The 19037-nt window shown below is 70.2% G+C and carries 14 protein-coding genes and 1 tRNA gene; 5 read left to right on the top strand and 10 right to left on the bottom strand.

Annotated elements, in window-relative coordinates:
* Window positions 1-9 precede the first annotated feature (9 nt).
* On the top strand, window positions 10-2112 hold the full coding sequence (locus IE066_RS00525; RefSeq protein WP_189446389.1) for a glycosyltransferase: 2103 nt from the start codon (window positions 10-12) through the stop codon (window positions 2110-2112).
* Here IE066_RS00525 and IE066_RS00520 read toward each other — a convergent pair.
* Complete coding sequence (locus tag IE066_RS00520; RefSeq protein WP_189446388.1) at window positions 2109-4277, bottom strand: RelA/SpoT family protein; 2169 nt, start codon at window positions 4275-4277, stop codon at window positions 2109-2111. The two genes, IE066_RS00525 and IE066_RS00520, sit on opposite strands and share 4 nt — an antisense overlap.
* Window positions 4278-4335: 58 nt before the next feature.
* On the opposite strand from IE066_RS00520, the gene IE066_RS00515 reads away from it, so the two are divergent.
* Window positions 4336-4827 carry a hypothetical protein gene (locus tag IE066_RS00515; protein ID WP_189446387.1) on the top strand — a complete coding sequence of 164 codons (492 nt, stop codon included), beginning with the start codon at window positions 4336-4338 and terminating at the stop codon, window positions 4825-4827.
* Window positions 4828-4834: 7 nt separating this feature from the next.
* Entirely contained in the window at window positions 4835-5284 is a 450-nt protein-coding gene (locus IE066_RS00510; protein WP_189446386.1) for a hypothetical protein, read from the top strand.
* On the opposite strand, the gene hrpA is transcribed toward IE066_RS00510, so the two are convergent.
* Window positions 5281-9462 carry an ATP-dependent RNA helicase HrpA gene (gene hrpA, locus IE066_RS00505; RefSeq protein ID WP_268244869.1) on the bottom strand — a complete coding sequence of 1394 codons (4182 nt, stop codon included), beginning with the start codon at window positions 9460-9462 and terminating at the stop codon, window positions 5281-5283. The two genes, IE066_RS00510 and hrpA, sit on opposite strands and share 4 nt — an antisense overlap.
* Window positions 9463-9555: 93 nt before the next feature.
* On the opposite strand from hrpA, the gene IE066_RS00500 reads away from it, so the two are divergent.
* On the top strand, window positions 9556-10104 hold the full coding sequence (locus tag IE066_RS00500) for a Dps family protein (protein ID WP_189446384.1): 549 nt from the start codon (window positions 9556-9558) through the stop codon (window positions 10102-10104).
* A 529-nt stretch (window positions 10105-10633) separates the two neighbouring features.
* A complete protein-coding gene (gene recQ, locus IE066_RS00495) occupies window positions 10634-12445 on the top strand; it encodes a DNA helicase RecQ (protein WP_189446383.1) in 1812 nt (603 codons plus the stop codon).
* 3 nt (window positions 12446-12448) lie between these two features.
* Here the strand turns inward: recQ and IE066_RS00490 are convergent, their stop codons facing one another.
* The 8 genes from IE066_RS00490 to tolB all read right to left on the bottom strand — a co-directional run bounded on the left by IE066_RS00490 (window position 12449) and on the right by tolB (window position 18879).
* Window positions 12449-12691, bottom strand: coding sequence for a hypothetical protein (locus IE066_RS00490; protein ID WP_189446382.1), 243 nt, complete (start codon window positions 12689-12691; stop codon window positions 12449-12451).
* Between the two features lie 144 nt (window positions 12692-12835).
* Window positions 12836-13993: a sialidase family protein gene (locus IE066_RS00485; protein WP_189446381.1), complete on the bottom strand. Its 1158-nt coding sequence runs from the start codon at window positions 13991-13993 to the stop codon at window positions 12836-12838.
* 304 nt (window positions 13994-14297) lie between these two features.
* Window positions 14298-14373, bottom strand: a tRNA-Lys gene (locus tag IE066_RS00480).
* A gap of 45 nt (window positions 14374-14418) precedes the next feature.
* A complete protein-coding gene (gene queC, locus IE066_RS00475) occupies window positions 14419-15129 on the bottom strand; it encodes a 7-cyano-7-deazaguanine synthase QueC (RefSeq protein ID WP_189446380.1) in 711 nt (236 codons plus the stop codon).
* A 182-nt stretch (window positions 15130-15311) separates the two neighbouring features.
* Window positions 15312-15986, bottom strand: coding sequence for a 7-carboxy-7-deazaguanine synthase QueE (gene queE, locus IE066_RS00470; RefSeq protein ID WP_189446379.1), 675 nt, complete (start codon window positions 15984-15986; stop codon window positions 15312-15314).
* Between the two features lie 62 nt (window positions 15987-16048).
* Window positions 16049-16870, bottom strand: coding sequence for a tol-pal system protein YbgF (gene ybgF / locus IE066_RS00465; RefSeq protein ID WP_425488868.1), 822 nt, complete (start codon window positions 16868-16870; stop codon window positions 16049-16051).
* A 129-nt stretch (window positions 16871-16999) separates the two neighbouring features.
* On the bottom strand, window positions 17000-17524 hold the full coding sequence (gene pal, locus IE066_RS00460; protein ID WP_189446378.1) for a peptidoglycan-associated lipoprotein Pal: 525 nt from the start codon (window positions 17522-17524) through the stop codon (window positions 17000-17002).
* Between the two features lie 47 nt (window positions 17525-17571).
* Complete coding sequence (gene tolB / locus IE066_RS00455; RefSeq protein ID WP_189446377.1) at window positions 17572-18879, bottom strand: Tol-Pal system beta propeller repeat protein TolB; 1308 nt, start codon at window positions 18877-18879, stop codon at window positions 17572-17574.
* Window positions 18880-19037: the final 158 nt, after the last annotated feature.

Raw genomic sequence — 19037 nt, 5'->3', positions numbered from 1 at the left:
GGACATCGCATGGGGATGAGCTGGGCGGACCTGCGCTTCTCCATCGCGCGCGCGCGCGGCCTGCTGCGCCGTACCGCGACCAGCCTGCGCACGCGCGGGCCGGGGCCGACGCTAGAGCGCATCCGCGACCACCTGCGCGCGCCGCCGCGTGCGCCGTCGGTCGACCTCTACTTTCCGGCCGCCGCGCCCTTCGCGCCGTTCGCGCTGTCGACCTCCGACTCGCCGCGCGCGAGCATCGTGGTCCCGGTCTTCAACCAGTTCGACTACACGCTGGCCTGCCTGCGCGCACTGGCCGCGCATCCGCCGTCCACGCCGCACGAGGTGATCGTCGTCGACGACGGCTCGTCGGACGCGACGGCCGCATCGCTCGTGCAGGTCGACGGCCTGCGCTTCCATCGCCGCACGAGCAACGGTGGCTTCATCGCCGCGTGCAATGACGGCGCCTCGCTCGCCCGCGGCGACGTGCTGGTATTCCTGAACAACGACACGGTGCCGCAGCCCGGCTGGCTGGAAGCGCTGCTCGAAACGTTCGTCACGCGTCCGCGCACCGGTCTTGCCGGCTCACAGCTCGTCTATCCCGACGGGCGGCTGCAGGAATCCGGTGGCCTCGTCTTCGACGACGGCAGCGCCTGGAACTACGGGCGCTTCGGTGACCCGTCGGACCCGCGCTACGCGTATGCGCGCCGCACCGACTACTGCTCCGGTGCCGCGATCGCGATCGGCCATGCGCTGTTCGATGCGCTCGGCGGCTTCGATACGCGCTATGCGCCGGCGTACTACGAGGACACGGACCTCGCGTTCTCGGTTCGCTCGAAAGGCCTCGATGTACGCGTGCAGCCCGCGTCACGCGTGGTTCACTGCGAAGGCGCGACGTCGGGCACCGACCCGTCGCAGGGCGCGAAGGCCTATCAGGTGGCCAATCGGTCGAAGTTTCTCGACAAGTGGCACCACGCCCTACGCGCGCAGCCGGCGCCGGGTGGTGATCCGGACGCCGCCGCGCGCCCGGCCGGGCCGACGATCCTCATCGTCGACGCGCTGACGCCCGATGCAACTCGCGATTCGGGTTCACTGCGATTGATCGGGCTGATGCGCCTATTGATCGCGGAAGGTGCCCATGTCGTGTTCCTGCCTGCCAACCGCATGGACGCCGGAGCGGCCACCGCGCGCCTCCAGGCACTGGGCATCGAGTGCTGGCACGCGCCGCATGCGCCGCGTTTTCCCGCCTGGCTGCGCCGCCACGGCGCACGCTTCGATGCCGTCGTTCTGTGCAGGCACTACGTCGCGCGCGAATTCCTGCCACTGGTACGGCGCCATGCGCCGCAGGCCCGCGTGCTGTTCGACACCGTCGACCTCCACTACCTGCGTGAGCGCCGCGCCGCCGAGCTGTCGGGCGATCCAGCGGCGCTGCGCGCCGCCGCGCGCACGCGCAGGCTCGAGCTCGACGTGATCGAACGCAGCGACGTCACCCTGCTGGTCAGCGAGGCCGAGCGCGCGGTGCTCGCCGAGGACGCGCCGAACGCACAGGTCGAGATCGTCTCCAACATTCATGAGGTCGCGGGCGCGGGCCTGCCGTTCGCGCAGCGTCGCGATCTCGTGTTCGTAGGCGGTTTCCGGCATCCGCCGAACGTGGACGCGGTGCTGTGGTTCGTGCGCGAGGTCTGGCCGCGTATCCGCGCGTGCCGGGCCGACGTCGTCTTCCACTGCATCGGCGCAGATGCGCCGCCGGAGATCATGGCGCTGGCGACGGTGAACGGCGTGCGCCTGCATGGACATGTGCCGGATCTCGCGCCGTACATGGACGGCATGCGCATCGCGGTGGCGCCGCTGCGCTACGGGGCGGGCGTGAAGGGCAAGGTCAACCTGAGCATGGCGCACGGGCAGCCGGTGGTGGCGACGCGCTGTGCGGTCGAGGGCATGCACCTGGTCGACGGGGAGGATGTGCTGGTCGCCGACGATGCAGACGCCTTCGCCGACGGCGTGCTGCGTCTCGATGCCGACGAGGCGCTGTGGACGCGCCTGGCCACGAACGGGCTCGACAACGTGCGCCGGCATTTTTCCGCCGACGCCGCACGCGATGCGGTGCGCCGCGCGCTGGGCGACGTGTTGCCCTAGACGCGCCGCGCCTGTTCGACGCCGGGCAGCGCGGCCAGCCTGCCGAGCACCGACGACAGCTGACCGTAATCGGCGACGCGCAAACGCAGCCGCAACGTGACGCGACTGCCGCCGCGCGCGTGCTCCGTGTTCATGCTGCCGATCGCCACGCCCTGCTGCGCGACCACGTTGGTGATTTCCTTCAGCAGCCACTTGCGGTCGAGCGCGACGAGTTCGACATCCACGTCGTAGCCGGTGCCCGCGCGCTGCCATTCCACCGGCAGCACGCGCTGCGGCTGCGCGGCGGCGAGGCGCTGGAACGAGGCGCAGTCGGGCCTATGGACACTGACGCCGCGCATCCGCGTCAGGTAGCCAACGATCGCCTCGCCCGGCAGGGGCTGGCAGCAGCGCGCGATCTGTACCAGCAGGTTGCCGACGCCCTCGACGGTGAACTCGCCCGCGCGCGCACTTGCAGCCTTTCGCGTGACGGTCGTCGCGTGTGTCGACGGCGGCGCCGAGGTCGCTTCTCCCTGCGCACGCTCGTGCTCCAGCAGGGCGCGGCCCACCTGGTGCGGACCGATGTCGCCGAGCGCGACCAGCACGTACAGGTCGCCGTCGCTTGCCACATGGAAGCGCTCGCGCGCGGGCGCGAGGTCTGCGCCGAGCAGCGACAGCCGGCGCAGTTCCTTCTCCAGCATCTCGCGGCCGGCCTGCTCGTTGCGCGCGCGGTCGAGGCGGTTGAACCAGGTGCGCACCTTCTCGCGCGAGCGCGCGCTGGCGAGGAAGCCGTTCGATGCGACCAGCCAGTCGCGTCGCGGCTCGGACACCTTTCCGGTCAGGATCTCGACGTGGTCGCCGCTGCGCAACTTGTGGTCCAGCGGCACGATGCGGCCGTCGACCTTCGCGCCGCGGCAGCGATGCCCGACTTCGGTGTGCACGTGGTAAGCGAAATCGAGCGGCGTCGCGCCCGCCGGCAGGTCGACCACCTCGCCCTTGGGCGTGAGCACGTAGATGCGGTCCTCGACGAGCTCGCTGTCGAGCTCGCTGGCAAGCGTGCCCTCCTCGCCCGCGTTCTCCAGAAGGCGGCGCATCCAGGCGATCTTGCGCTCGAACGCGGCTGCGGCCTGCGCGCTGCTGCCGCCCGGCCCGCTGCCTTCCTTGTACTTCCAGTGCGCGGCCACGCCGAGTTCGGCCTGGCGGTGCATCTCGTGCGTGCGGATCTGCACTTCGAGCGTCTTGCCCTCGGGGCCGACGACGGCGGTATGCAGCGAACGGTAGTCGTTGCGCTTGGGTCGCGCGATGTAGTCGTCGAATTCGCTCGGGATCGGCACCCAGGTCGAATGCACGACGCCGAGCGCGGCATAGCAGGCGGCGAGATTATCGACCAGCACGCGCACCGCGCGCAGGTCGTAGAGCTCGCTGATCGGCACGCTCTTGCGCTGCATCTTCTTCCAGATGGAATAGATGTGCTTCGGCCGGCCGGCCACCTCGGCTTCGATGCCCTGCGCGGCCAGCGCGCCGCGAAGCACGTCCTTCACGTTCTCGATGTAGCGCTCGCGCGCGACGCGCTTCTCGTCGAGCAGGCGCGCGATCTGCTGGTAAGTGGCGGGCTCGAGGAAGCGGAACGCGAGGTCCTCGAGCTCCCACTTCAGTTGCCAGATGCCGAGCCGGTTGGCGAGCGGCGCGTGCACGTCGCGCGTCAGGGCGGCGAGCGCGCGGCGCTCGTCTTCGGGCAACGCCGCGGCATGGCGCAGGTGCGCCAGCTGGCGCGCGAGCAGGATCGGCACCACGCGCAGGTCGCGCACCATGGCGAGCAGCAGGCGACGCAGGCCCTCGCTGCCGCGCCCGTCCGGATGCCGCGCATGCAGCGCCGACACCGGCCCGGCCGCGTGCTGGCTGTCGAGCAGCGCCGCGACCGCGGGAAAACGGGTCGCGAGGTCATCGCCCAACGCGTCGGCGAGGCCGGGCCAGTCGTGCAGCAACGCGGCGGCGACCATGTCGGCATCGGCGCCCAGCGTCGCCAGCGAGCCGAGCATCGATTCCACGAGCCGCCAGGCGCCGCCGTCGATCGGTGCCACGTCGGCACCCGCGAGCGCCTCGCGCAGCGGCCCGGCCACCACCTGGGCGGCCGGATGGGCGAGCGCGTCGGCGAAGGAGTGCGTCGTCGTGGACGGCGGCGCGTTCATCGGAAAGCCGTGGGCAGGGCGGTCTACACTAGCCGGCATCCGTCCGGAGGAACAGTTCATGGCACTCGTCCGTTCGCGCGCCGTTGCACTCGCCGTCGCGCTCGCCTGCACCGCCCTCGCCGCCCACGCCGCGCCGCCGATCGAACAGCAGATGTCGCCCGAGGAGTTCAAGGCCGCCGGCCTCGACAAGCTGAGCGCCGACGAGCTCGTGCGCCTCAATACCTGGCTGGGCCGGACCATCGAGACCGAGAACGCGAAGGCCGCGGCGACGGCCAAGAAGCGCGTGGAGGACGAGAACCGCGGCTTCTTCAACTTCGGTTCGATGGACCCGATCCGCTCGTCGATCACTGGCGAGTTCCGTGGTTTCGGCATGGGCCGCAGCTACACGCTGCAGAACGGCCAGGTCTGGCGCCAGGTCGACGACGCCAGCCTTGCCGGCGTGCGCCTGACCGATCCCGAGGTCACCGTGTCGCCGAGCGTGATCGGCAACGCCTGGTACATCTCGGTGAAGGGTTACGCCACGCGCGCGAAAGTCACCCGGGTGAAGTGAGGACGCCATGCGCAACCGTTTCGCGATGCCGCTTTCGATCGTCCTCGCCGCGGCCGCGTTCACGACCATGGCCGCGCCGCCGGCTTACGTGCCGCTTGAGCAGCGCCTGACCGCGGAGCAGATGCGCAACACGGGCTTGGATGGCCTTAGCGAGGCGCAGCTGCGCGAGCTCAACGCGATCCTCGCCGCCGACGCGCGACCCGCGCCAGCCGCGCCCGCGAAGCGCGAGGCGACGCGCGCGCCGGTCGAGGCGCGCCTCGTCGGCCGTTTCACCGGCTGGCGCACGGGCACCGTGTTCACGCTCGACGACGGCTCGCGCTGGCAGGTCAGCGAAGGCAGCTTCGATGCGCGTCCGGTCGAGGCGCCCCGCGTGACGATCAAACCCGGATTGCTCAGCGGCTGGTACATGCACGTCGAGGGCCAGCCGGTCGTCGCCAGCGTGCGACGCGCCCGCTAGCCGCGCGACTTCCACTGCGCGAGGCGCGCGGCGAGCTTCTTCGCCGACGCGCCGCCGCGCCCGGCGAGTTCCTGCGCGAAGGTGGATACGCGCAGTTCCTCCAGATCCCAGCGGAACGCCTGCCATTCGGCGTCGTCGACCGGTGCCTCGTCGAGCGCCTGCACGAACGGGCGCAGTTCCAGCATCCGCGCCTGGTCGCGCGCGGGATCGCGCAGCGCGCGCTCGGCACGCAGCGACAGCGCCCTCAGGTAGCGCGTGTACTCGCGCAGCGCATGAGCCGGCGTGCCGCGCAGGAACCCCGGCGGCGTGAGGGACGCGAGGTGCGCGCGCATGTCGTCGAGGTTGCCGCTGGCCCAGCCCATCAGCGGCGACTCGAGCTTGGCGCGCACGTCGGCGACGGCCGCCAGGATGGCCTCCGCCTGTCGCAGGCGTTCGGTCGCTTCCGGGAACACGCCCTTGCCGACCTGCTCGCGACGCGCGGCGAACGCATCGCTATCGCGGATCGCATCCAGCCCGTCGACGGTCAATGCGTCGAACGCGCCTTCGACCAGGTCCAGCCGCAGACGGTCGCCTTCCTTCAGCGACGCCGCCTCGCCGGTGCGCGGCGCGGCGGATTCGATCGCGGCGTACAGCAGCGCCGTCTTCGGGGACACCGGCAATTGCTTGCGCGCCTGCCGCATGCGGTCGGCCAGCGCGATGCGCAGCAGGCGGCGTACGCCGGCCGGATGCGCGCGCTCGGCGTCGCTGCGCTGCGCGAAAACCTGCAGCGACGCCGCGTCGCCATCGTCCTGCAGCGCGGGAAACGCCGGCACGCCGCCGGCGCCGCGCACGCTGGCCGGAATCGGCGCGGACGGGAACGTGGTCAGGCCTTCGGCCGCGAGGCCACTCGATGCCTTCTCGGCGAATGCATCGGCGGCCATCGCGCCGAAGCGCTCGCGCAGGTCGGCCAGATCGCGCGATTCCGCCAGCACGCGGCGGCCGTCGCGATCGAGCAGGCGGAGGTTGACGCGCAGGTGCGGCTCGATCGTCGACTCGTCGAACTCGGTGGCGGCGACCGCGACGCCGGTGAGTTTGGACAGGAACCGCGCGAGCGTGCCGCCGAACGCATCGGGCTCGGACGGGCGCCCGCTCGACCACGCGCCGTGCGCCTCCGCGAAGGCCCTGGCGAAGTCCGGCGCCGGCACGAAGTTGCGGCGCTGCGCCTTCGGCAGCGAGCGAATCAGTGCCGCGGCCTTGTCGGCGACGAAGCCGGGCGCGAGCCACGACAGCTGCGGCTCGTCGAGCGCATTCAGAAGATGCAACGGCACCGCGATGGTCATGCCGTCGTCGGCGGCGCCCGGCTCGAAGCGGTACTTCACCGCGAGCTGCACGTCGCCCATGCGCAAGAACGGCGGGAAGCGCGAAGCGGTGCTGGCCTCGCCGATCATCAGGTCGTCGAGTGACCATTCCAGCGCGGCCTTGTCGGCCGGCGGCAGCCTGGCGTACCACGCGTCCAGCGCCTGCACGTTGTGCACATGCGCGGGCAGCCGGTCGAGGTACCACTGCGCCATCCACTCTTCGTCGACGACGAGGCCCGCGCGCCGCTGCTTGGCCTCCTCGTCCTTCGCCTTCGCGAGGGTGGCGAGGTTCTTCTTCAGGAACACCGAGCGCGTGTTGATCTCGCCGGTCACCAGCGCGTCGCGCGCGAAGATGACGCGGCTTTCCTCGGGAAACAGCGCGCCGTAGTGGATCGGCTTCTTCGGCGCGAGCACCAGGCCGAACAGCGAGATCTGCTCGCTGCCGATCACGCGGCCCTGCGAGCGCGACCAGCGCGGGTCCGACTGGCGGCGCGACAGCAGGTGCGGCAGCTCGTCGATCGCCCACTGCGGCTCGATCGTGGCGTTGGTCAGCGCCCAGACGCGTTCGGTATCGAGCAGCGTGGCCGACAGCACCCACGGCGGCGGCTTCTTCGCCAGCGGCGAGCCGGGGAACAGCTGGAACTTGCGGCCGCGCGGGCCGTCGTAACCGCGGTCCGCGCGCTGGCCGACCTGCGTCGGCAGGCCGGCGAGGATGGCGCGGTGGAGCTTGATGTAGTGGGCGATGGAGGCTTTGTGGTCGGGGGATTCGGCGTCGGCGACGCTCGACGGCGCACTTGCCTCGCCGGCCGACTGTGCCGCTTCCCGACGCTGCGGCGAGGGCGCGGGAGCCGCTGCGCCGTTTCGATTCGCACCGCGCCACCGTCCATGGCGCTGCTCGACCGACTTCGGATCGCCCTGCCCGGCCATCCTCGGCCGGGCGCTCGCGTCCGTGCGAGCCTGCGGCTCGATGACACGGCCGCTCGCCCATCCCAGTTCTTCCGCCATCAGCTTCAGCTGGCGGTGCAGCTCGCGCCACTCGCGCATGCGCAGGAAACCGAGGAAATTCTTCTCGCACCAGCCGCGCAGCTTCGACTGTGTCAGGTCGGCATGCGCCTGCTCGTAGGCGTCCCACAGCTTGAGGATGCCGACGAACTCCGAGCGTGGGTCGACGAACTGCGCATGCGCGTTGTCGGCCGCGGCGCGCTGGTCGGAGGGACGCTCGCGCGGATCCTGGATGCCGAGGAAGGCGGCGATGACCAGCAGTTCGCGCAGCACGCCGTGCGATTCGGCCGCCACCAGCATGCGCGACAGCTTCACGTCGACCGGAAGCTTCGCCATCAGGCGGCCGATGGCGGTGAGCGCGCGCTTGTCGTCCACCGCGCCGAGTTCGGCCAGCTGCTGCCAGCCATCGGCGATCGCACGCGGATCCGGCGGCTCGAGGAACGGGAAGTCCTCGATACGGCCGAGGCCCAGCGAAAGCATGCGCAGGATCACCCCCGCGAGCGCCGCGCGCCGGATCTCGGGATCGGTGAACTCGGCGCGCGACTGGAAATCGGCCTCGGAATACAGGCGATAACAGGTGCCTTCCGACACGCGTCCACAGCGGCCCATGCGCTGGTTCGCGCTGGCCTGGCTGACCGGCTCGATGTGCAGGCGGTCGAGCTTGGCGCGCGGGCTGTAGCGCTTGACGCGCGCGAGGCCTGGGTCGACGACGTAACGGATGCGCGGCACCGTCAGCGAGGTTTCCGCGACGTTGGTCGCCAGCACGATGCGCCGCTGCGGGCCGGGATTGAACACGCGATCCTGGTCGCGCGCCGACAGCCGCGCATATAGCGGCAGCACTTCGGTGTGGCGGTACTTGCGGCGCTCCAGTGCCTGGTGCGCGTCGCGGATCTCGCGCTCGCCGGGCAGGAAGATCAGCACGTCGCCGCGCGGATCTTCCGACGTGATCTCGTCGCAGGCGGCGACGATCGCCTCGTTGACCGTGCGCGCGCCGTCGCGGTCGGCCTCGTCCGCGAGCGGGCCGCGACGCGCACCCGACGGCGCGTTCGCCTCCGATTCGCCCTCCAGCGGCCGGTAGCGCACCGCGACCGGATAGCCGCGTCCCTCGACGCTGACCACCGGTGCATCGGCGAAATGCGCGGCGAAGCGTGCGGTGTCGATCGTGGCGGAAGTGATGATGACCTTGAGGTCGCGGCGCTTCTGCAGCAGCTGCTTGAGGTAGCCGAGCAGGAAATCGATGTTGAGCGAGCGCTCGTGCGCCTCGTCGATCAGCAGCGTGTCGTAGCGCGAGAGCCAGCGGTCGGACTGGATCTCCGCCAGCAGGATGCCGTCCGTCATGAACTTGACGACGGTGTCCTCGCCCACGTTCTCGGTGAAGCGCACCTGGTAGCCCACGGCGCCGCCCATCGGCACCTGCAGTTCCTCGGCGACGCGGCGCGCCACCGCGCGCGCGGCGATGCGGCGCGGCTGCGTGCAGCCGATCATGCCGGCGGCGCCGCGCCCCGCAGCTAGGCAGAGCTTCGGAATCTGCGTGGTCTTGCCCGAGCCGGTTTCGCCGGCGATCACCACGACCGGGTGTTCACGGATCAGCGCGACAATGCGATCGGCTTCGGCGGCGATCGGCAGCTCGTCCGGCACCGTCGCCGCCGGCAGGTTGCGGGCCCGTGCCTCGCGCCGGGCGATCGACGCCTCGAGCGCGTTCTCGAAGGCCTCGCGCTTCGCGGCATCTGCGGGCGCCTGGTTCCAGCGCGTCCACAGCCCCTGCAGGCGGCCGCGATCGCGCGTCATCGCCGCATCCAGGCGGCGGCGCGCGGCCTGCGGCTCGGACCGTGGTTCGATAGAGGGCGTGGATCGGTCCAAGAGAGAAATTCGATTTCACCAGAGCCGGCGTCACGACTATTGTCGCCGGTGTCGCGGCAAGACTTCGGGAGAATGAAAATGCAGAACGGATCCGACCTTGGCCAGACCGCCGGCAACGGCAACGTGCAGACCGCGGGCAGCATGCCGGCGGTGAATATCGGGATCGAGGAGGGCGATCGCAAGGAGGTCGCCGAGGGACTGTCACGCTTCCTAGCGGACGCCTTCACCCTCTACCTCAAGACCCACAACTTCCACTGGAACGTCACCGGCTCGATGTTCAACGCGCTGCACACCATGTTCGAGACGCAGTACACCGAGCAGTGGGGCGCGCTGGACGACGTGGCCGAGCGCATCCGCGCGCTGGGCTTCAATGCGCCGGGTTCGTATGCGGAGTTCATCCGGCTGACCTCGCTGCCGGAGGAGCCGGGTCTGACGAACACGGTGGACTGGCGGGAAATGGTGCGCCAGCTGGTGGTCGGCAACGAGGCCGTCTGCCGCACCGCGCGCACCGTGCTGTCGCGCGCCGACGACGCGGGCGACGACCCGACGGTGGACCTGATGACCCAGCGCCTTCAGACGCACGAGAAGTACGCCTGGATGCTGCGCTCGCTGCTGCAGTAAGCGGCGGAACGCGCCAGAATCGAAGGCAGTCGCCCCGGACGCCTGGTACCAATTGCTGAGCCCGCTCAACAACTGGACGTCCGGGGCGACGTCACTTTGTGTCTGACCAGCTGAATATCAGCTGCCCGCGGAAAGTGAATAGGACGACGTCCACAAAAAAGCCCCGGCGGGTAACCGGGGCTCATCTTCCTGACAGGGAAGCGGCCTGCTGAGGCCTAGAAAAAGCCTAATACGGACGAAAGATAAATTCTGTTAGGCGCGCGCCTGTTCATCATAACGCCTGTGCTTCTATTTATCGCGGGGATACGTTTCGTTCACTGCCCGGACAGGTGAACAGGCATTCGTCCAAGAAGCGGGCCCGCGACTGGCCTTGCGCGCGTATGTCCGGGAAGCCGATCCCGGCGACTGCGCCTCCGCCTCGCCCGATGAGATGCACAGGCCGGATAATTCCGACGCCGGCCCGAGCCGCGGCCCGGTAGGCGGCTCGACGTCGCGTCCCCATAGTCACGACACGACCGACCTGCCGCAGATGACCGACACCGCACTCGACCTGCTGCACCGCATCTTCGGCCACGGTGCCTTCCGCGGCGAGCAGGCCGAGATCGTCGAGCACGTGGCGGGCGGCGGCGATGCGCTGGTGCTGATGCCTACCGGCGGCGGCAAGTCGCTCTGCTACCAGATCCCCGCACTGCTGCGCGATGGCGTCGCGATCGTCGTGTCGCCGCTGATCGCGCTGATGCAGGACCAGGTGGAGGCGTTGCGGCAGGTCGGCGTACGCGCTGCATTCCTGAATTCCACGCTGGGCGGCGAGGAGGCCGCGGCGGTCGAGCAGCGGTTGCTCCGCGGCGAGCTGGACCTGCTCTACGTCGCGCCCGAGCGCCTGCTGACCGGTCGCTTCCTGTCGTTGCTCGAGCGCGCGAAGCTCGGCCTGTTCGCCATCGACGAAGCGCACTGCGTGTCGCAGTGGGGCCATGATTTCCGCCCCGAATACCGCCAGCTCACCGTGCTGCACGAGCGCTGGCCGGACGTGCCGCGCATCGCGCTCACGGCGACGGCCGATGCGCCGACGCGGCGCGAGATCGTCGAACGCCTCGGGCTGGAAGATGCGCGGCAGTTCGTCAGCTCCTTCGACCGCCCGAACATCCGCTACACCGTGGTGCCCAAGGACGGTGCCGGTACGCGCGCGCTGCTGGATTTCCTCGCGCGCCACCCGGGCCAGAGCGGCATCGTCTATGCGATGAGCCGCAAGCGCGTGGAGAGCGTCGCCGAGCAGCTGTGCAAGGCCGGCATGAAGGCCCTGCCCTACCACGCCGGCATGGACGCCTCGATCCGCGCCACCAACCAGCGCCGCTTCCTGCAGGAAGACGGCATCGTGATGGTGGCGACGATCGCCTTCGGCATGGGCATCGACAAGCCCGACGTGCGCTTCGTCGCGCACGTCGACCTGCCCAAGTCGATCGAGGGCTACTACCAGGAGACCGGTCGGGCCGGACGCGACGGCGATGCGTCGGAGGCCTGGCTGAGCTACGGCCTCGGCGACGTGGTGAGCCTCCGCCAGATGATCGAACAGGGCGAGGCCGGCGAAGAGCGCAAGCTGCTGGAGCTGCGCAAGCTCGACTCGCTGCTGGGCTTCTGCGAGACCACCGGCTGCCGCCGCCAGGCGCTGCTGCGCTGGTTCGGCGAGGAACACGCCGGCGCCTGCGGCAATTGCGACAACTGCATCAGCCCGCCGCAGAGCTGGGACGGCACCGAGGCCGCGCGGAAGGCGCTGTCGGCGATCTACCGCACCGGGCAGCGTTTCGGCGTCGGCCATCTGGTCGACGTGCTGCGCGGCGCGAAGACGGAGAAAGTGCAGCAGTTCCGTCACGACCAGCTCGCCGTGTTCGGCGTCGGTGCCGATCTCGACGACCGCCAGTGGCGCAGCGTGTTCCGCCAGCTCGTGGCGGGCGGGCATGTCGACATCGACGTCGAGCATTTCGGCGCGCTGCGGCTGACGGAGGCGAGCCGTCCGGTGCTGAAGGGCGAGGCGACGCTGCGCTTTCGCACCGAGCCGAAGACGGTGTCGCGCGGGCGTGGCAGCCGGCGCACGACCGAAGCCGAAGCATTCGACCTCGACCCCGACTCGCTCGCGCGTTTCCAGTCGCTGCGCGAATGGCGCTCGCAGGTGGCGCGCGAGCAGAACGTGCCGGCCTACGTGATCTTCCACGACGCCACGCTGCGCGCGATCGCCGAGGCCGATCCGGCCGATCTGGACGACCTTGCCCGCATTCCCGGCATCGGCAGCAGCAAGCTCGATCGTTACGGCGAGGCCGTGCTGCAGCAGTTGTTCGACGCCGCCTGAGGTTCAGGCCGGCGCGAAGGCCTCTGTCGGGCTGCTGCGAAGCAGCGCTTCGTCGGCCCCGTGCGCGACGGCGAAGCCGTGCAGGCCGATGTCGAGCACCAGCGCATCGCCGAGCACGGCGAGGTCCTGCCGCACGCTGCGGATGTAGCGCAGCCCTTCCGGCGCCGGGCCCGGAAGGCAGCGTGCGAACCGCGATGGGACGACGATGAGGGCGCCGTCGCTGCGTCGGAACAGGTCGAGCTTCACGGGATTCCAGGGACGGCCGCCGCGCGCGACCCGCCACAGGCTAGACGCCCGAATCGCAATGCCGGGTCCACGGCTGACGGGAGGCGCGTCGGATCCGACGGGCGGCGGGCTGCGTCGCGGGCGTAGTGCGTTCCGTGCTGACCGTCAGTGCAATTGTCGACCGCGCAGATGCGGCACTCCGTCGATGACGTCCGTCCAGACCGCATGGAGGCCATCGCCTGCGGACACCAGCCGCGGCCAGCCGGTGCCACGCCCGCGACCCACGAGGCGCGCCAGCGTACGCGTCGCGTCCGGATGCGCAGCGCCGTTCGCGACGCGCGCGAGCTGCAGCGCCTGTCCCTGCGCATCCTCCTCCAGCCACAGCACCCAGGTGCCCTTGGCGTCGCGCGCCACGTCGACGCGCCCGAGCACCTGTTCGCCCGCCGCCAACTCGACCGGCGCATCGAAACGCATGCCACCGTCGCGGCTCGCCGCATAGCGGACCATGGGGCGAGTCGAGTGCATGGTGTACCAGGCGACCGCGACGTCGCGACCGCGGGCGGCGATCGCGGGACCGTTGACCGGGCAGGCCTCGATGGCCCAGCCGTCAGCATGCAGCTGCCGCGGGGCCGACCAGCCCGCGGCGTCGCGGCGCAGCAGTGCGATGTCGCGGACCTCGCCGGGCAGGCGATCGCGATAGACCAGCAACGGCGCGCCGTCGACCGCGGCTACGTCCGTCTGGCAGCAATCGCAGGTGACGGTATCGATAGCCTTCTCATCGCGGCGCGACAGTCGTGCGTCGAACACGGCCGTACGCAGCATGGTGGCGCCGGCCTGCATGCCGTGCATCGCGTGCTCGCCGGTTTCGCGGCCATCGAGCCAGGCGATGCCGATCGCGTCGCGGCCCTCGGGCCAGAGCGAGGCGAAGCCGTGCTCGGTGGCGGTGCCGTCGAGGTTGACGCTCTGCGGCGCCGACCAGGTACGGCCGTCGTCCACCGAACGCGCGAGCACCAGGTCGCGCGCATGGCCTTCGCCGATGCGGCGCAGCCACGTTGCCCACAGCGCGCCATCGGCGGTCTGGCGCACGTGGGGCATGTCGGCGACGTTGCCGATGCCGCCGTCCACGACGATCGACTTCGGCGCGCTCCAGCGCCCGTCGCGCCAGCGTGCGAAACGCAGGTGCTGCGTGTCGGTGTCGCCTTCGATCCAGGACAGCAGCAGCGAGCCGTCGGGCGCGGCGGCGAGGTCGGGTTGCTGTGCGGCATCGACGGGCAGGCGCCAGTCCTGCCAAGCAGGTGCGGCGGCAGCCACTTTCGGCGTCACGCGATCCGTACAGCCTGCGACCAGCACGAGCGCGATGCAGAGAACCGCCTGCAACGACGCTGCGACGGAGCGGCGCAGCCGGCTGCCAGCGTGATCGGGGGGGCCGCCTACGAGGGCGGGCATTGCCGGGTGGCCGCGGAGGATGGAGGGCATGGCGCGATTATCCCCCGGCCGCCATGACAGCCAGCGATGCGCTCCCGCGATCGATCGGACGCCTCGGGTCCGGACGGCGCCGCGAACCGATATAGCGCCCGGCGTGCATTCGCGCCCGGCCGAAGGGCGGTCGATGGGATCAGGAGGAAATTGGTGGGCCGTGATGGATTCGAACCATCGACCAGCGGATTAAAAGTCCGATGCTCTACCGACTGAGCTAACGGCCCACGTGTCCGGCTCGGCCGGCGCCGGCGATCGCCGGGGGCGCGATCTTACCGCAGACGCCCCGGCCCTTCAGCCCGCGCGTAGCGGGTGGGATCGGCGACGCCGGCGGCATCGAAGCCCTGCGCGCGCAGGCGGCAGGCGTCGCATTCGCCGCAGGCGCGGCCCTCGGCATCGGCCTGGTAGCAGGACACGGTGAGGCCGAAGTCGACGCCAAGGCGCAGGCCTTCGCGCACGATGTCGGCCTTGCTCATGAACTGCAGCGGCGCGTGCACGCGCAGGCCGGCGCCTTCCACGCCCGCCTTGGTGGCGAGGTTGGCGAGCCGCTCGAAGGCCTCGACGAACTCCGGGCGGCAGTCGGGATAACCCGAATAGTCGACCGCATTGACGCCGCAGAAGATGTCGTTCGCGCCCAGCACCTCGGCCCAGCCCAGCGCGATCGACAGCATGATGGTGTTGCGCGCGGGCACGTAGGTGACCGGGATCGACGCGCCGGTGTCGCCATCGGTGGGCACGTCGATGTCGTCGGTGAGCGCGGAGCCGCCGATGCTGCGCAGGTCGACCACGACCGTCTTGTGTTCGACCGCACCGAGCGCCATCGCCACGTTGCGCGCGGCGTCGAGCTCGGAGGTATGCCGCTGGCCGTAGCGCACGCTCAGCGCGTGCACGTCGAAGCCCTGCGACTTCGCGATGGCGACGACGACGGCGGAATCCATGCCGCCGGAGAGAAGGACGACGGCTTTGCGGGGCGATGCGGACATGGCGACTCGTAACGTTTGCGGGATCATCCGTCGGCGACGGGACGGGAATCATGTTTCGGCGTGGATACTGCGACGGACGACGACGTCGCTCGATGTCTGCATGCGACAGCGCCCTGCGACGTGGCGCATCGGCGCTGCCCGCCGCGTCGACGCATAACGCAGCGGCGCAGTCGACGTACCGGTCAGCGACCCGGCTCGTCGCCCCAGAGGATCTTGTGCAACTGCAGCTGGAAGCGCACCGGCAGGCGGTCGTCGACGATCCACTGCGCGAGGTCGCGCGGCGCGACCTGACCGAAGCTCGGCGAGAACAGCACGTCGCAGCGCGTGCTCAATGCATGCTCGGCGACGACGGCGCGCGACCACTCGTAGTCCTCGCGCGAGCAGATCACGAACTTGACCTCGTCGCGCGGCGTCAGCAGCGGGATGTTTTCCCAGCGGTTGCGATGCACCTCGGCAGAGCCGGGCGTCTTGACGTCGACCACGCGCGATACGCGCGGGTCCACGCCGCCGATGTCCAGCGCGCCGGAGGTTTCGAGCGAGACTTCGAAGCCCGCATCGCACAGGCGCTGCAACAGGATCAGGCAACGCTTCTGCGCGAGCGGCTCGCCGCCGGTGACGCAGACATGGCGCACGCCCAGGCGCTCGACCTCGCGCACGATCGCGTCGATCTCCCACCAGTCGCCACCGAAGAAGGAATACGTGGTGTCGCAGTAATGGCAGCGCAGCGGGCAGCCGGTCAGGCGCACGAACACGGTCGGCCAGCCGACGGAATTCGACTCGCCCTGCAGCGACAGGAAGATCTCGGTCAGCCGCAGCCGTTCGGGGGCTGCGGCGGCCGTGGTGACGGGAGCGCTCATCGGGCGATTTTACCGCCCCGCCCCACCGGGCCGCCCGATGCCGCCCGCAACGGTTCAGCCCGTCAGCGTGCGCCCATGGCGCGCAGCCGGTCGCTGGCCGAGCGCGCGGCGTCGGTGCCCGGATAGCGCTCGACCACGCCGGCGAACGCAGTGCGCGCAGCGTCGTCCTGCCGCATGTTCAGGCGCGTCAGGCCGAGCTTGAGCAGCGCGCCGGGCGCCTTGTCGTGCGTGGGGAAGCGGTCCAGCAGCTGGGCGAACGGCTCGACCGCAAGCTCGTAGTTGCGCGTCGCGTAGTAGCTCTCGCCCAGCCAGTACAGCGCGTTCGGCGCGTAGACGCCGCCCGGGTAGCGATCGACGAAATCGGCGAACAGGCGCGAGGCATCCGCATAGCGGCCGGCCTTCAAGGCATCGAATGCGGTGTTGTAGGCGGCGAGTTCCGCGCCGGTGGGCGTCGCGCTGCCTGCGGCGGGGCGCGGTGCGGGCGTGGCGGGCTTCGACGTGGCGGCGGGCGGCTTGGGCGCCGCGGTGGTGGACGCTACCGGCGCGACCGGAGTCACCGCCGGCGTAACCGAGCGTGGCGCAGCAGTGCCCGCGCCCTCCAGGCGCTGCAGGCGGCCATCGACGTCGAGGTACTGGCTGCGCGAGGTCGCGCGCAGCTTCTCGTTGGTCTGCTCGAGCTCCTCGATCTGCGCGCGCAGGCTCTGCACTTCGGTGCGCAGCTGGTTGATCTGGTTGATCAGGTCGAGCGTCTGCTGCGGATTGGCGGCGCGCTGCTCCAGCGCGGCGACGCGGTCGGCGAGGCTGGCGCGCTGGGCCATGGCGGGCGATGCGAGTGTCGCGAGCGCGACGGCCACCGACGCGGCCAGCATGCGGTACTGGGTCATGCGATGTCCCCTGGTTGTTCGACGTCGAGTATGCCCGGGCGCCCGCGGTGGCCGGCTGTCGCGTCGATGAACGCCAAAAAAAAAGGCGGGCCGCCGGAGCGACCCGCCTCGTGTTCGACGCGAGGTCGATCAGCGCGCGCTGTAGCTGATTTCGACGCGGCGGTTCTTCGACCAGCAGTCCTCGCCCGAGTCCGTGCAGACCGGCTTCTCTTCGCCGTAGCTGTTGACGGTGATCTGCGAGCCCGAGCCGCCGGCAGCCTGCATCGCCGACGACACGGCATTGCCGCGGCGCTCGCCGAGGGCCATGTTGTAGTCGCGGCTGCCGCGCTCGTCGGCGTGGCCGTCGAGCGTCATGCGCGAGGACGGACGGTCGCGGAGGTACTTGGCGTGGCAGTTCACGATCGCCTGGAACTCCGGCTTCAGCGCGTCCTGGTCGAGGTCGAAGTAGACCGTGCGCTGGCGCAGGCAGCTGTCGGTATCGAGGTCGTTCGGGCCGTACATGCCGGCGCCGGTCGGGCCGGTGGTGCTCGGCACGGTGGTGGTGGTGCCGGTGGTGTCGGTCGGCGGCACTTCCTTGACCTTCTTCGAGCAGGCCATGGCGAGGGTGCACATGGCGGCGACGATCAGGACCTTGCTGGCGGAGTTGACGTTCATGGGTCGTTCCTCTGTTGGCGAATCAGTCGGACTGCGGCTCACGACGCTCAACGCGGCGTGCGGTAGGGGCCCCACGCGGGCTCGCGCACGTCGCCGTCGGCGAGAACCAGACGCTGGCGAACGCGTGCATCGGCCGAGACGGCGTACAGCACGCCACGGCCGCCTTCGCGCGCGGCATAGACCAGCATGCTGGCATTCGGCGCGAAGCTCGGGGATTCATCGAGGTTGCCCGGCGAGAGCAGGCTCCAGCGCGCGCTGCCGAGGGAGGAGTCCATCAGCGCGATGCGGTAGGTGTTGCCGGCGCCCTGCGCGGTGGCGATCTTCTTGCCGTCGTAGGAGACGGTGGCGCTCGCGTTGTAGCTGCCCTGGAAGGTCAGGCGCGAGGCGCTGCCGCCGCTGGCCGACACCTGGTAGATCTGCGGGCGGCCGCCACGGTCGGAGGTGAAGTACAGGCGTGAGCCGTCGGCGCTCCAGGTCGGCTCGGTATCGATCGAAAAGTGGTTGGTGACCTGCGTCAGCGCGCGGCTGCCGAGGTCCATCACGTAGATTTCGGGGTTGCCCGAACGCGACAGCGTCATCGCGATGCGGCGGCCGTCCGGCGAGAACTCGGGCGAGCCGTTGATGCCGCGGAAGTGCGCGATCTTCTCGCGCGCGCCGCTGGCGATGGTCTGGATATAGATGGCCGAGTTGCCACCCTCGAAGCCGACGTAGGCGATGCGCGCGCCGTCGGGGCTCCACGAGGGCGACATCAGCGGCTCGGTCGAGCGCACCACCGTCTGCGGGTTCCAGCCGTCGCTGTCGGCGACGACCAGCGCGTAACGCGCCGAGTTGCCGGCGCCGGTCTGGGTGACGTAGGCGATGCGCGTGTAGAACGCGCCGCGCACGCCGGTGATCTTCTCGTAGATGGCATCGGCGATCTGGTGCGCCACGTCGCGCATCTGGCCACTACGCGCGGTCATCGCGAAGCCGAGCAGGCGCATCTGCTTGGCGACGTCGAGCAGCTCGTACTCGACGCGGAAGCCGCCACCGCCGGCGTCGAGCACGCGGCCGACGACGACGTAGTCCTGGTTGATCGCGCGCCAGGCCGGGTAGTTCACCTCTTCGCTGCGCGCGGGGCGCTCGGGCAGGCTCTCGACGGGCAGCGACTTGAACTGGCCGGAGCGGTTGAGGTCGGCGGCGACGATCGAAGCCACGTCGGACGGACCGGTACCGTTCTGGAACGGCACCACGGCGATCGGCAGCGCGGCCGCGTTGCCGCCGACGATGTCGATTTCCAGCCCCTGCTGCTGCGCGGCGGCCATCAGCGGCAGCATGCAGGCGAAGACACCAGCGAGGAGGCGGAGCAGACGATTCATCGGACACCTCAGTACACAGGGCTGCGTACTGTTAACAGACCGTTCGTGAATCCTAGCTCACAGCTGAATCGTTTAGCTAATTGACGGTCGCTTCGTGCCGTGTACATCGCCGCCCGTGGCGCGCGAAGCCTTGCACCCGTCGAAAACGCAGGCTTGGC

Source organism: Cognatilysobacter xinjiangensis, from assembly GCF_014651995.1.
GTDB lineage: Bacteria > Pseudomonadota > Gammaproteobacteria > Xanthomonadales > Xanthomonadaceae > Cognatilysobacter > Cognatilysobacter xinjiangensis.
This window is presented reverse-complemented; position numbering and strand designations above follow the sequence as displayed.